The organism is Streptomyces iranensis (assembly GCF_017874715.1).
Classification (GTDB): Bacteria; Actinomycetota; Actinomycetes; order Streptomycetales; family Streptomycetaceae; genus Streptomyces; species Streptomyces iranensis.
The window spans coordinates 94,890-108,650 of record NZ_JAGGLR010000010.1 but is presented as its reverse complement, the minus strand read 5'-3'; the positions used below and the strand labels follow the sequence as shown (position 1 = coordinate 108,650).

General features: G+C 73.1%; 9 protein-coding genes and 1 riboswitch. Of the genes, 3 read left to right on the top strand and 6 right to left on the bottom strand.

The annotated features are described in order from the left end of the window. Nucleotides 1-24 precede the first annotated feature (24 nt). Nucleotides 25-2,958 carry a bifunctional acetate--CoA ligase family protein/GNAT family N-acetyltransferase gene (locus tag J2Z30_RS19580; protein WP_044581303.1) on the bottom strand — a complete coding sequence of 978 codons (2,934 nt, stop codon included), beginning with the start codon at nucleotides 2,956-2,958 and terminating at the stop codon, nucleotides 25-27. A gap of 189 nt (nucleotides 2,959-3,147) precedes the next feature. On the opposite strand from J2Z30_RS19580, the gene J2Z30_RS19575 reads away from it, so the two are divergent. Beyond that, the gene (locus tag J2Z30_RS19575) at nucleotides 3,148-3,429 is read left to right on the top strand and encodes an HPr family phosphocarrier protein (protein ID WP_020867963.1); all 282 of its coding nucleotides are present in this window, start codon (nucleotides 3,148-3,150) and stop codon (nucleotides 3,427-3,429) included. Between the two features lie 164 nt (nucleotides 3,430-3,593). On the opposite strand, the gene J2Z30_RS19570 is transcribed toward J2Z30_RS19575, so the two are convergent. The 4 genes from J2Z30_RS19570 to J2Z30_RS19555 all read right to left on the bottom strand — a co-directional run bounded on the left by J2Z30_RS19570 (nucleotide 3,594) and on the right by J2Z30_RS19555 (nucleotide 8,656). Continuing rightward, complete coding sequence (locus tag J2Z30_RS19570) at nucleotides 3,594-4,349, bottom strand: GntR family transcriptional regulator (protein ID WP_044569308.1); 756 nt, start codon at nucleotides 4,347-4,349, stop codon at nucleotides 3,594-3,596. 253 nt (nucleotides 4,350-4,602) lie between these two features. After that, nucleotides 4,603-5,397 carry a M23 family metallopeptidase gene (locus J2Z30_RS19565; protein ID WP_044569310.1) on the bottom strand — a complete coding sequence of 265 codons (795 nt, stop codon included), beginning with the start codon at nucleotides 5,395-5,397 and terminating at the stop codon, nucleotides 4,603-4,605. Nucleotides 5,398-5,411: 14 nt separating this feature from the next. Continuing rightward, nucleotides 5,412-5,576: riboswitch (cyclic di-AMP (ydaO/yuaA leader) on the bottom strand. A gap of 306 nt (nucleotides 5,577-5,882) precedes the next feature. Then, a complete protein-coding gene (locus J2Z30_RS19560) occupies nucleotides 5,883-7,265 on the bottom strand; it encodes a M16 family metallopeptidase (protein WP_078957293.1) in 1,383 nt (460 codons plus the stop codon). A 20-nt stretch (nucleotides 7,266-7,285) separates the two neighbouring features. Further along, nucleotides 7,286-8,656, bottom strand: coding sequence for a M16 family metallopeptidase (locus J2Z30_RS19555; protein WP_078956591.1), 1,371 nt, complete (start codon nucleotides 8,654-8,656; stop codon nucleotides 7,286-7,288). Between the two features lie 314 nt (nucleotides 8,657-8,970). Here J2Z30_RS19555 and J2Z30_RS19550 point away from each other — a divergent pair, with 314 nt between their 5' ends. Further along, nucleotides 8,971-11,424 carry a DNA gyrase/topoisomerase IV subunit A gene (locus J2Z30_RS19550; protein ID WP_044569313.1) on the top strand — a complete coding sequence of 818 codons (2,454 nt, stop codon included), beginning with the start codon at nucleotides 8,971-8,973 and terminating at the stop codon, nucleotides 11,422-11,424. Nucleotides 11,425-11,998: 574 nt separating this feature from the next. On the opposite strand, the gene J2Z30_RS19545 is transcribed toward J2Z30_RS19550, so the two are convergent. Continuing rightward, nucleotides 11,999-12,325 carry a tetratricopeptide repeat protein gene (locus J2Z30_RS19545; RefSeq protein WP_245388199.1) on the bottom strand — a complete coding sequence of 109 codons (327 nt, stop codon included), beginning with the start codon at nucleotides 12,323-12,325 and terminating at the stop codon, nucleotides 11,999-12,001. Between the two features lie 297 nt (nucleotides 12,326-12,622). Here J2Z30_RS19545 and J2Z30_RS19540 point away from each other — a divergent pair, with 297 nt between their 5' ends. After that, nucleotides 12,623-13,642 (top strand): ferredoxin family protein, encoded by a 1,020-nt coding sequence (locus J2Z30_RS19540; protein WP_044569315.1) that lies wholly within the window; start codon nucleotides 12,623-12,625, stop codon nucleotides 13,640-13,642. The last annotated feature ends 119 nt before the right edge of the window (nucleotides 13,643-13,761 follow it).

Genomic DNA, 13,761 nt, shown 5'->3' with positions numbered 1-13,761 from the left:
GGTTCGGACGGCTCGGCGGGCGGCTCAGTAGGCGGGCATATGGCGGGGGCCGAGGTCGGTGCGCGGGGGCGGCGGGGCGAGCCGCGCCGAGGCGCCCAGCACGGACAGGCCGTGCTGGGCGACGACGACGGGTTCGAGGTCGACGGCGACCATCTCGGGGTGGTCGTCCACCAGACGGGACACCCTCAGCAGCAGCTCCTCGAGGGCCGCGGTGTCCACCGGCTTGGAGCCGCGCCAGCCGAACAGCAGCGGCGCGGTCCGGATGGACCGGATCAGCTCGGCGGCGTCCTGGCCGGTGACGGGGACGAGGCCGTGGGCGGTGTCGCCGAGCAGTTCGGACGGGGCACCGGCGAGCCCGAAGGAGAGCACGGCCCCGGCGGCGGGGTCGATGGCGGCCCGTACGACGGTGTCCACGCCGCGCGGTGCCATCCGCTGGACGACCAGCCCCAGCTCCTCGGGGCGGCCCAGGTAGTCGGTCAACTCGGCGTAGGCCCGGCGCAGTTCCGTCTCGCTGCCCAGCTCCAGCCGCACCCCGCCCAGGTCGGCGCGGTGGCGCAGATGGGAGGCGGTGGGCTTGAGCGCGACCGGGAAGCCGAGCCGCTCGGCGGCCCGTACGGCGGCGTCGGGCTCGGGCGCGGGGAGGGCGGGCAGCACGCTGACGCCGTAGCGGGCCAGGAGGCGCTGGGTGTCGGCGGCGGACAGCTCGACGCCGGGGCCCGTACCGTCGAAGGCCCCGCCGCTCGTGGCTTCGCCGGTCCCGCCGCCCATGTCATGGCCGGTCCCGGCGCTCGTGGCTTCGCCGGTCCCGGCGCCCACGGCATGGCCGGTTCCGGCGCCCGTGCCGTCTCCGGTCCCGGCTCCCGTGCCGTCGCCGCCCGTGCCGTCGGCCGGGGCGAGCAGGACCTGGATGTCGGCCGCCGCGCCCGCCTCGTCGATGTCGTCGTACTCCGGAACCCGTCCGGGCTCGGCGGCCTCCTCCCGCCAGCGCGCGTACCGCACGGCCTCGGCGAGCGCCCGTACGGCCCGCTCGGCGGCGGGGTAGGCGGGGATCCGGCGGGTGCCGGGGGCGGGCTCGTCGCCGGTGCCGGCCAGGGCCTGCGCGAGCTCCTGGATCTCCAGGTGGACCACCGCCACCGGTTTGGCCGGACCGGGCCCGGGGGCCTGCGCCGCCTCCCTTACGGCCGCGGCCAGTGCCTGAGCGCTGCCGTCGCCGACCCACGGGATGGCGGTGACGACCACGGCGTCGCAGGTGTCGTCGGCGAGGGCCTCGGTCAGGGCGCGCCGGAAGTCGTCCGGGGCGGCGTCCGTGGTCAGGTCGCGGGGCGGCAGCGGGCGGAGTTCCTCGGTGAGGCAGGCGTCGTAGGTGATCAGGCCGAGCGACTCGGAGTTGCCGAGGATGGCGACGCGCGGACCGGCGGGCAGCGGCTGGGAGGCGAGCAGCACCCCGGTGTCGGCGAGTTCGGTCACGGTGTCGACCCGGATGACGCCCGCCTGCCGCAGCAGATCGGAGACGGTGGCGTCCGGGATCCGGGTGGTGGGCACGGCGTGGCCGGTGGGTGCGCTGCCGGTGTGGCGGGCGCCCTTGACGACGACCACCGGTTTGACGGCCGCGGTGCGCCTGGCGAGCCGGGTGAACTTGCGGGGGTTGCCGATCGACTCCAGGTACATCAGGACGACGTCGGTAAGCGGATCGTCGTACCAGTACTGGAGCAGGTCGTTGCCCGAGACGTCGGCGCGGTTCCCGGCGGACACGAAGGTCGATATTCCGGCGATCCCGGCGAGGCTCGCCAGCCCGGCGCCGCGCCGGTTCAGCCCGGACAGCAGCGCGATGCCGATCGCCCCGGACTGGGTGAACAGGCCCAGCCGGCCGGGGTTGGGCAGCTGTGGGGACAGGGAGGCGTTCAGCCGGACGCCGTCGGCGGTGTTGATGACGCCGAAGGCGTTGGGGCCGATGACGCGCATGCCGTAGGACCGGGCCTGGCGTACGAGGTCCCGCTGCCGGTCGCGGCCTTCGCCCCCGCTCTCGGCGTATCCGGCGGAGAGCACCACGAGCCCCTGGACGCCGTGGTCGCCGCATTCGGCCACGACGTCGGGCACCCGCTCGGCGGGGACGGCGACGACGGCCAGGTCCACGGGCTCCTCTATGGCGCGCAGCGAGCGGTGGGCCGGGACGCCCTCGGGCTCCAGGCGCGTCATGTCGTCGGGGAAGGCGTGGTTGACGGCGTGGACGCGCCCCGTGAACCCGGCGTCCAGGAGGTTGCGCAGCACGGTGCGGCCGACGCCGCCGGGCGTGCGGCTGGCGCCGATGACGGCCACGGAGCCGGGCGCGAGCAGCCGCTGGACGGAGCGGGCCTCGGCCCGCTGCTCGCGGGCGCGCATGACGGCCAGGGAGCGGTCGGTGGGTTCGAGGTCGAACTCGAGGCGGACGACCCCGTCCTCGAAGCTGCGCTTCTGGGTGTAGCCCGCGTCCGTGAACACCTTGATCATCTTGGTGTTGGCGGGCAGCACCTCGGCGGCGAACCGCCGGATGCCCCGCTCGCGCGCCACGGCGGCGATGTGTTCGAGGAGCGCGGAGGCCACTCCGCGGCCCTGGTGGGCGTCCTGAACGAGGAAGGCGACCTCGGCCTCGTCGGCGGGGGCAGCGGCCGGCATCCCCCGGCCGTCGATGCGGTCGTAACGAACGGTGGCGATGAACTCATCCCCCACTATGGCCGCCAGGCCCACCCGGTCGACGTAGTCGTGGTGGGTGAAGCGGTGGACATCGCGGTCGGAGAGACGGGGGTAGGGCGCGAAGAAGCGGTAGTACTTCGACTCGTCCGAGACCCGCTCGTAGAAGCTGACCAGCCGCTGGGCGTCATCGGTGGTGATGGGACGGATCTGTGCCGTACCGCCGTCCCGGAGCACCACATCGGCTTCCCAGTGGGTCGGGTAGGCGTGATGGTCCGACGGGCTCCGCATGGGAGCCAGGGTACGGGCCCGCCCGGTCCGGATGGTGGACACCCTTGCGTCGGGGCCAAGTGTCGGGGGAAGGTCCGTATCGGGCCAGTCCGGGCACGGCCGGGCCCACTCGGACATCGTTCGGGTGGATCCGGACACCGTATGATTTTGGTCTAGACAACAGCACCGTCACACCTGAAGGGCAACACCATGGCTGAGCGCCGCGTCACCATCGGCTGGGCCGAGGGCCTGCACGCCCGCCCTGCGTCGATCTTCGTCCGGGCGGCCACCGCCGCCGGCGTCCCCATCACGATCGCCAAGGGCGACGGCACCCCGGTCAACGCCGCCTCCATGCTGGCCGTGCTCGGCCTGGGCGCCCAGGGCGGCGAGGAGGTCGTCCTGGCTTCCGACGCGGACGACGCCGAGGTCGCGCTCGACCGCCTGGCGAAGCTGGTGGCGGAGGGCCTCGAGGAGCTCCCCGAGACCGTCTGACCCCGGGCGAGCCCTGCCTGGAATTCCCGGGTGATTCCCGGGAATTCCAAGGATTCGGCACGGCGGGGCCGCGGTGGCCGTAATGGCCACCGCGGCCCCGCCGTTTTTCTGTTTCCGCCCACGGAATTCGCAAGGAGCCCAAGAAGTTGTATACGGGAGCTCTGTTAATTCCGGCCGCTCGCCGTGTTGACGGAATGTTTCGAAGTCCTCACCGGAATCGGGCGGCGCAGCCGGTATTCCGACAGCGCGCGCTCGGTGTGCGCCGCGGCGAGCGCCCGCGCACGGTCGGCGTCGCCGCGCGCCACCGCGTCCACCAGCGCGCCGTGCTCCGCCCAGGACTCCACGGCCCGCGCGGCCGGGTCGGGGCGCGCGGCGCCCTCGGGCGGCGCGGACCGCGCCCCGGGAGCGGCCGCGTACACCCACGCGGTCTTACGGCGCAGCTGGACGAGCAGCGCGGCCAGGCTCGGGCTGCCGGACGCCTGGGCGAGCGTCTCGTGGAACCAGTCGCCCAGCGGCCGCAGTTCGCCGAGCTGACCGCCCTGGGCGCGCTCCCGGCCGAGCCGGACCAGTCCGCGCAGCACCTTCAGATGGGCCTCGGTGCGGCGCTGTGCGGCCCGCGCGGCGCCCAGTGGCTCCAGCAGCGCGCGGATGTCCAGCAGATCGGCCGCCTCACGCTCGGAGGGCTGGGCGACGCAGGCCCCCGCGTGCCGCCGGGTCGTCACGAAGCCCTCGGACTCCAGGGTGCGCAGGGCCTCGCGGACCGGCACCCGGGAGACGCCGTAGCGCCGGGCGAGCAGTTCCTCGGTGAGGCGGCTGCCCGGTTGATACGCGCCGGAGACGATGTCGTCGCGAATCGCCGCGCAGACCGCGTGTGCCGAAATCCGGCGACCGCCCTGGACCGCGTTCGTATCCCCGCTCACTTACGGTCCCGCATTGTCGAACCTCCGCCTTAACGCCCGCGAAACGCGGCCATGGAATGCGCGTTGAACGACTCTATTCCACGCGGACGCCATTTCCGATGGCGGGAAGCATTTCATGGCTATTTTTTGGTCAGGCGGGCGGTGGCACGCCGAAGGCCCCGTCCGGCGGACGGGGCCTTCTCGGAAGTCTCACGGGGTCTCGGGATCTCGGGATCGTGAGACCGCGCGGCGTTCGCGTCGGACGCGCGACGGGTCAGACGCTGACGCCGTGCGTGCGCAGGTACGACAGCGGGTCCATGTCCGAGCCGTAGTCCGGGCTGGTGCGGGCTTCGAAGTGCAGATGCGGTCCGGTGACATTGCCGGTGGCGCCCGACAGGCCGATCTGCTGGCCGGGGGTGACCTTCTGGCCGACCGAGACGCTGATCGACGACAGGTGGCCGTACTGGGTGTACGTGCCGTCGTTCATCTTGATGACGACGTTGTTGCCGTAGGAGCCGCCCCAGCCCGCCTCCACGATCTCGCCCATGCCCACGGAGTGCACCGTGGTGCCGGTGGAGGCGTGGAAGTCGATGCCGGTGTGGCTGCCGGAGGACCACAGCCCGCTGGACGCCTGGTAACCGGTGGAGACGTAGGAGCCGCTGATCGGCGACACGAAGGTGTTGAGGCGCTTGCGCTCGGCCTCGCGTGCCGCGCGCTCCTTGGCCTCGCGCTCGGCCTTGGCCTTCTTCGCCGCGGCCTCCGCCTTTCTGGCGGCCTCCTGGCGGGCGATCGCCTCCGCCTTGGCCTTGGCGGCGGCCTGCTCGGCGGCGGTCTCCTGGGACTGCGCCTGGGCCTCGATGTGGTCCGCGATCCCGTCGCCGATCACGATCGCCTGGGTCAGACCGGTCTGCTGGGGACTGGGGCCCCCGTCGGCCGCGAACGCCTGTCCGGTGAGCCCGGCGACCACACCCGAGGCGACGGTCGTGATGCCCACGACGTTCGCGCCCGTACGGATGTTGACCTTACTGGTGCGGCGATGTTTCCCGGTGGCAGTGCGGGTGGACGCCATACTGAGGCGCACTCCTTTCCTTCCTTCTCGCCTACCGGGTTAGCTGACGGGTTCGGAGCAGGAAGGTCTCCTACGGACCCCTCCCCCGGCCGGGGAAGGCGCCCGATTCACCCCTGGGGACGTGTTGGGTCCCCGGCTCCCCTGGCTTGCGCCGTACGGGGACTCGGCGATGACTGTCCGGTGCCGCGGGTGCGGCGGGTCGCTGGCGAACAGCCGGACTGACGCTAAACGGGCCCGCTTTCGATCACCAAACGGTTCCGGTTTTTTGTTGCTCTCCCCACAAACCAAACAAGCAGCCAATCCCATAAATCGGGCATGTCGGAAGGACCCCGGCGCCCTTTCGGGGCCGGGGTCCTTCCGCTGTCGGCTCATGGGCCGGACGTCCGCCGGACCGCCTGCCGGATCGTCAGTGAGCCGCCCGGACCGGTGGTTCCGCGCATGGATCCGGCCAACTCTCCTGCCCTAGTTGGAGATCACGCGCACGTCTAGTTGGAGATGACGCGCACGTCGCCGATGCCCAGCGCCCGGACCGGCTCCTCGATCGCCGAGGCGTCCCCGACCAGCACCGTGACCAGCCGGTCCGCCGGGAAGGCGCTCACCACCGCGGCGGTGGCCTCCACCGTGCCGGTCTCCGCCAGACGGGCGTACAACTGCGCCTGGAAGTCGTCCGGAAGATGCTGCTCGACCTGGTCGGCGAGGGTGTTCGCGACGGACGCCGCCGTCTCGTACTTCAGCGGGGCGACGCCCACCAGGTTCTGCACCGCGACATCGCGCTCGTCGTCGGTCAGCCCCTCCTCCTTCAGCGTGCGCAGCACCTTCCAGAGGTCGTCCAGCGCGGGGCCGGTGACCTCGGTGGCCACCGAGCCGCTGATCGCCAGCATCGAGGCGCCCGAGGAGCCGCCCGCGGGCGACGGGGGCCCGGAGCGCAGCACCTGGCCGAAGGCGCGCACCCCGTAGGTGTAGCCCTTCTCCTCGCGCAGCACGCGGTCGAGGCGAGAGGTGAGGGTGCCGCCCATGCAGTACGTGCCGAGCACCTGCGCGGGCCAGACCCGGTCGTGGCGGTCGGCGCCCACGCGCCCGATGAGCAGCTGGGTCTGCACCGCGCCCGGCCGGTCGACGATCACCACACGGCCGGTGTCGTCCGCGACGATCGGGGGAGCCGTGCGCGGCGCGCCCGCCCCACCCGTCCAGGCGCCGAGGGTGTCCGCGAGCGCCCGGTCCAGGTCGACGCCGCCGAGGTCGCCCACGATGACGGCGGTGGCGGTGGAGGGGCGGAGATGCGCCTCGTAGAAGGCCCGCACGGCCGCGGCGTCGATGCCCTCGATGGTCTCCTCGGTGCCCTGGCGCGGCCGGGACATCCGCGACTCGGCCGGGAAGAGCTCCGCGGAGAGGGCCATGGAGGCGCGGCGGGCCGGGTTGGCCAGCTCATGGGGGATCTCGTCCAGCCGGTTGCGCACCAGCCGCTCGACCTCGCCGTCCGGGAAGGCGGGGGCGCGCAGCGCGTCGGCCAGCAGACCGAGCGCCTTGGGCAGCCGGGAGACCGGGACCTCCAGGGAGACGCGGATACCGGCGTGGTCGGCGTGGGCGTCCAGCGTGGCGCCGCAGCGCTCGAGCTCGGCGGCGAACTCCTCGGCGTCGTGCTTGTCCGTGCCCTCCGACAGGGCGCGCGCCATGATCGTGGCGACGCCTTCGAGCCCGGCCGGCTCGGCGTCCAGCGGCGCCTCCAGGTTGATCTCGACGGCGACGACCTGCTGCCCGGGGCGGTGGCAGCGCAGCACGGTGAGACCGTTGGGCAGCTCACCGCGCTCGGGGGCCGGGAACGCCCACGGCCTGGGGGTGCCGCCCTTGGGCTGCGGGTGGAAGGTCATGGTCGCGGTGACGGCGTCGCTCACTGGGCCGCCTCCCCTTCTGCGTCGGTCTCGGCGGCTTCGGCGGTGTCGGCTGCGTCCTCGGCGCCCTGGACGGGCTCGTAGACCAGCACGGCGCGGTTGTCGGGGCGCAGCCGCGCCGCGGCCACGGCCCGCACCTCCTCGGGGCTGATGTCGAGCACCCTCTCCACGGCGGTCAGCGCCAGCTGCGGGTCGCCGAAGAGCACCGCGTAACGGCAGAGCTCGTCGGCCCGGCCGCCGACCGTGGCCAGCCGGTCCAGCCACTCGCGCTCGATCTGCGCCTGGGCGCGCTCCATCTCCTGCGGGGTCGGCCCCTCCTCGGCGAAGCGGGCCAGCTCCTCGTCGACGGCGGCCTCGATGGCGGGCACCTCGACCCCACCGGAGGTCTTCACGTCCAGCCAGCCCAGCGAGGGGGCGCCCGACAGCCGCAGCAGGCCGAACCCGGCGGCCACGGCGGTGCGGTCGCGGCGCACCAGGCGGTTGTGGAGCCGGGAGGACTCACCGCCGCCGAGGACGGTCAGCGCCAGGTCGGCGGCGTCGGACTCACGGGTGCCGTCGTGCGGCAGCCGGTACGCGGCCATCAGGGCGCGGGCCGGGACCTCCTCCTCCACGACCTCGCGCAGCTGATCGCCGATCACCTCCGGGAGCGTGCCGTCGCGGGGCGGCCGCTTGCCCTCGTGGGAGGGGATGGAGCCGAAGTACCTCTCGATCCAGGCGAGCGTCTGCTCGGGGTCGATGTCGCCGACGATCGACAGCACGGCGTTGTTGGGGGCGTAGTAGGTGCGGAAGAACTCCCGCGCGTCCTCCAGGGAGGCCGCGTCCAGGTCGGCCATGGAGCCGATCGGGGTGTGGTGGTACGGGTGGCCCTCGGGGTACGCCATGGCGACGAGCTTCTCGAAGGCGGTGCCGTACGGGACGTTGTCGTACCGCTGACGGCGCTCGTTCTTGACGACGTCGCGCTGGTTCTCCAGGCTCTCCTCGTCCAGCGCGGTCAGGAGGGACCCCATCCGGTCGGCCTCCAGCCACAGGGCGAGCTCGACCTGGTGGGCGGGCATGGTCTCGAAGTAGTTGGTGCGCTCGAAGCTGGTCGTGCCGTTGAGCGAGCCGCCGGCCCCCTGCACCAGCTCGAAGTGGCCGTTGCCGGTGACCTGCGCCGAGCCCTGGAACATCAGGTGCTCGAAGAGGTGCGCCAGGCCGGTGCGCCCCTTGACCTCATGGCGCGAGCCGACGTCGTACCACAGACAGACCGCGGCGACCGGGGTCAGATGGTCCTCGGAGAGCACCAGGCGCAGGCCATTGGCCAGGCGGTGCTCAGTCGCTTTCAAGCCGCCGGAGCCGGCCTGCTGCGTGGCCGTGTGACCCATGGGCATGTACGTCCCTTCGATCGCGTGATGGAGCGCGTGCCAGCCGCTTGCGCAGCGCTTCTGTCACTGTATGCAAGGGGACGGACATCTGGCGAAGTTCCGGTCCACTCCCGTCCCGCCGAGCTGTCCCGAACCGTTTCGGCGAGCCCTCCGGCGCCGGATCCGGGCCCCTTCGAGGGGCTTCGTACGGTGCCGCCGGGCGCGGTTCCGGGGCCCGCCCCGACCGCGAGCGCCCCGGGCCGTTCCACACTTGTCGGTAGGCCGGGCCACAATGGTCCGCGTCAGATCCCGCATCGGCAGTTGAAGGAGCCCCAAGCGCGATGGCCCGCCGCCGCACGAAGACCCCGCCGCCGGACGACTTCGAGGAGCGCATCCTCGACATCGACGTCGTCGACGAGATGCAGGGCTCCTACCTCGAGTACGCCTACTCGGTCATCTACTCGCGCGCGCTGCCCGACGCCCGAGACGGGCTCAAGCCCGTGCACCGCCGCATCCTCTATCAGATGAACGACATGGGCCTGCGCCCCGAGCGCTCCTATGTGAAGTGCGCCCGCGTCGTCGGCGAGGTGATGGGAAAGCTGCACCCGCACGGCGACGCGTCGATCTACGACGCGCTGGTGCGCATGGCGCAGCCGTTCTCCATGCGCCTGCCGATGGTCGACGGCCACGGCAACTTCGGCTCGCTGGGCAACGACGACCCGCCGGCCGCGATGCGGTACACCGAGTGCCGGATGGCGTCGGCGACCTCGCTGATGACCGAGTCGATCGACGAGGACACGGTCGACTTCTCCCCGAACTACGACGGCAGTGAGCAGGAGCCGGTCACCCTCCCCGCCGCCTATCCGAACCTGCTGGTCAACGGCACGTCCGGAATCGCGGTCGGCATGGCCACCAATATGCCGCCGCACAATCTGGGCGAGGTCATCGCCGCCGCCCGCCATCTGATCAGGCACCCGGGCGCGGACCTCGACACGCTGATGCGGCATGTGCCGGGACCCGACCTGCCCACCGGCGGCCGGATCGTGGGCATGAGCGGCATCCGGGACGCGTACGAGACGGGCCGTGGCACCTTCAAGATCCGCGCCACGGTGGCCGTGGAGGACGTGACGGCCCGCCGTAAGGGCCTCGTCGTCACCGAGCTCCCCTTCGCGGTGGGGCCCGAGAAGGTCATCTCCAAGATCAAGGACCTGGTCGGCGCGAAGAAGCTCCAGGGCATCGCGGACGTCAAGGACCTCACCGACCGTGAGCACGGGCTGCGGCTGGTCATCGAGATCAAGAACGGCTTCAACCCCGAGGCCGTGCTGGAGCAGCTCTACAAGCTCACGCCGATGGAGGAGTCCTTCGGCATCAACAACGTGGCGCTGGTGGACGGCCAGCCGCTCACACTGGGCCTGAAGGAGCTGCTGGAGGTCTACCTCGACCACCGCTTCGACGTGGTCCGGCGGCGCAGCGAGTTCCGGCGCACCAAGCGACGGAACCGGCTGCACCTGGTCGAGGGTCTGCTGGTGGCCCTGCTCGACATCGACGAGGTCATCCGCCTCATCCGGCAGAGCGAGAACGCGGCGGAGGCCAAGCGGTCCCTCATCGAGCGCTTCGGCCTCTCCGACATCCAGACGCAGTACATCCTGGACACCCCGCTGCGCCGGCTGACCAAGTTCGACCGGCTGGAGCTGGAGTCGGAGCGCGACCGGCTCAACGCCGAGATCGAGGAGCTGACCCGGATCCTCGACTCCGACGCCGAGCTGCGCAAGCTGGTTTCCGCCGAACTGGCCTCGGTGGCCAAGAAGTTCGGCACCCCGCGCCGCACGGTGCTGCTGGAGTCGTCGAACGCGCCGGTGACCGCGGTGCCGCTGGAGGTCGCGGACGACCCCTGCCGGGTGCTGCTGTCCTCCACCGGGCTGCTGGCCCGTACCGCCAACGGCGAGCCGTTCCCGGTCGAGGGGAAGGCCAAGCGCGCCAAGCACGATGTGATCGTCTCCGCGGTCCCGGCCACGGCCCGCGCCTCCGTGGGGGCGGTGACCTCCACCGGGCGGCTGCTGCGGCTCTCGGTGATCGACCTCCCGATCCTCCCGGAGTCGGCCGCACCCCCGAATCTGTCGGGCGGGGCACCCATCGCCGAATTCCTCTCGCTGGAGGACGACGAGGAGCTGATCTGCCTCACCACCCTGGACGAGTCCTCACCGGGGCTCGCGATCGGCACGGAGCAGGGCGTCGTCAAGCGCGTGGTCCCCGACTATCCCGCCAACAAGGACGAGTTGGAGGTCATCGGCCTCAGGGAGGGCGACCGGATCGTGGGCGCGGTGGAGCTGTCCACCGGCGAGGAGGATCTGGTCTTCATCACCGACGACGCCCAGCTGCTGCGCTACGCGGCCGGCCAGGTGCGGCCGCAGGGCCGCGCGGCGGGCGGTATGGCGGGCATCAAGCTCACCTCCGGCGCCAAGGTGATCTCGTTCACGGCCGTCGACCCGGCGAGCGACGCGGTGGTCTTCACGGTCGCGGGCGCCAGCGGCACCCTCGATGACTCGGTACAGCAGTCGGCCAAGCTCACCCCCTTCGACCAGTACCCGCGCAAGGGCCGGGCCACGGGCGGGGTGCGCTGTCAGCGGTTCCTGAAGGGTGAGGACTGCCTGGTCATGGCCTGGGCGGGCGCGATCCCGGCCCGCGCGGCGGGGGCGAACGGCTCCCCGGCGCCCCTGCCGGAGATCGACCCGCGCCGCGACGGCTCGGGCGAGCCGCTCGCCAAGCCGGTGACGGTGGTGGCCGGGCCGGTGTAGCCCGGACGGGCGGACGGGCCTGGCCGGACGGACGGGACGGGCCGGGGCTGGCAGGACGGGCGGGACGGGCCGGTATGGCCCGGACGAGCAGGACGAGCGCGCGGAGGCGCGGCACCGCGAGGGTGCCGCGCCTCTCGCCGTTCCTGGGTGCCTCGCCTGCCTCGCCGCTCACGGGCATCGCGCCGCTCATGGGCATCGGGCCGTTCCCGAACACCACGCAGCTCACCGGCACCGCGCAGCTCACGGCCGCAGGCGCCGCTCACGCCCCTCGGGCCGTCCGCACACGGGCCGCTCCGCTCCCCGACCCGCGGCACGGCTCGCCGCGGCACGGCATGGCCCGATGTGACGGCCGACCCGCTCCCGGCCCCCGGCACGGCCCCTCGCCGCGGCGCCGCAGCGGCCCGAGTACGCCCGCCGTCCAAGGACGGGGGCGATCCTCCGCCGTGCGCACGGCCGCACCAAGCTCCCCGGCTGCCACCGGGAGCGCCCCCTTACCGCGGCCGGGCCGCCCCGGTTCGCGTCCGGGCGCCCCGGTGAAGCGGGCCCCGTACGGCGGAAGGCCACGGCAAACGATTCAGTGGCCGCTGCCGTTGCGCCGGGCGCGCATCTGCCGGAGGGCGAGACGCGCACCGGCGTGGCCGCGGTCCGCTGCCCGCTGGAAGTGCCGCTCCGCATCGCCCAGCTCGCCGCGGTCCAGGTGGACGGTGCCGAGCACCACCATGGCCGAGAGATCCCCCGTCTCGGCGGCCTTACCGAGCCAGTGGACCGCCTCGGCGTACGCGCCCCGCTGCCCCAGCCCGATGCCGTAGACGGTCATCCCCCGCGGATCTCCGGCCTCGGCCGCCTTACGGGCGAGCGATTCCGGAATCGGCCGCCCCTCGTCGTAGGCCGCCCTCACCATGGCCCTCAGCCCGGGATCCAGCGAGCGCGCCCCGCGTCTCCCCCGGCGGCTGCGCCACCGCGCCCATAAGCCACCCATATCCGCCCCCTCCGCCCCCTGGGCGCCATTTTCCCGTCTGCTCCCACCCCATGGAACGGCGAGTACGCGGCGGAATACGGACCGCTGCGCTCCGCCGCCTGGGGCCCAGGGGCCGATGAGGCGCCGTCCGGCTCCGGTCGTTCATCGCTCCACCACGGCTCCGGCGCGTACGCACGACCCGGCGAGCGCTCTCGATCAAGAGAGGTTAGGCTTACCTTCGTGAGCACGTGCGCGACCGCCTCCCGCGACCTGTCCGAGCCGCTCGCCGGGACGGCGGCCACCGCCCCCACCTGGCTGCTGGTGGAACAGCCCGGACCCTGGGGCACCGAGGCCCTCACCGCCAGCCGCCTCGACCCGGCCGCAGGGCGCGCCCTGGAGCGCGCCGCCGAGGGCACCGGCGTACGGGTCGCGCTGATCCGCCGCCCCGGCCGCCACGCCGATCTGCACACCGGCGCCCGGCACCGGGTGTTCGTGGCCCACACCCGGCCCGGCCGCTCCTGGATCCGCACCACCGCCCTGGACGACCCGGCACGGCTGCTCGACCTGGACTTCGCCGCGCTGGGCGCGGGCGACCCCGGCGGGCTCACCCTGCGCCCCCATGCGCCCCACAAATTCCACGAGCCCCACGAACTCCACGAGCCCCATGACCCCGCCGCCTGGGAGCAGTACACCGGCGATCCGCTGGTGCTGGTGTGCACCAACGGCAAGCGCGACCGCTGCTGCGCCCTCCTCGGCCGCCCACTGGCCGGTGAGCTGGCCGCCTCCGGGGTCCACAGCACCTGGGAGATCACCCACATCGGCGGCCATCGCTTCTCCCCCACCCTCGTCGTGCTGCCGCACGGCTACACCTACGGCAGAGCCACCGCACAGGGCGTCAAGGACGTCATCGAGGCGCTCCGGAACGGCCGGGTGGTCACCGACGGCTGCCGCGGCCGTTCCGCCTGGGAGCGCCCCGGCCAGGCGGCGGAGCTGGCCATCCGCGAGTTGACCCGCGAGGACGGGGCCGACGCGCTGACCGTCGTACGGACCGAGGGCGCGGCCCCGGTCTGGTCCGTGACCGTCGAGCACCGCGACGGGCGGGCCTGGCGGGTGAGCGTCGGGCAGCTCGCCGCGGCGCCGCCGCGGCCGGAGAGCTGCGGCTTCCCCCTGGGCTCCCCGGCCCGGATGGAGGTCGTCGGGATCCGGACCGCCCGGCGGCCCGTACACGGCGTACGGGCGATGGCCGCCGGGCGCCTCTGACGCCCAGGCCCCGCTCCGTAAAGCCCATATCCACCCCCGCGGCACCCCTTGATCGCCGCTCCCGGCCCCCTCCGCTGGCGCCTCCCCAGGTCCTGCCCCGGTCCCTCCCACGCGCCCTT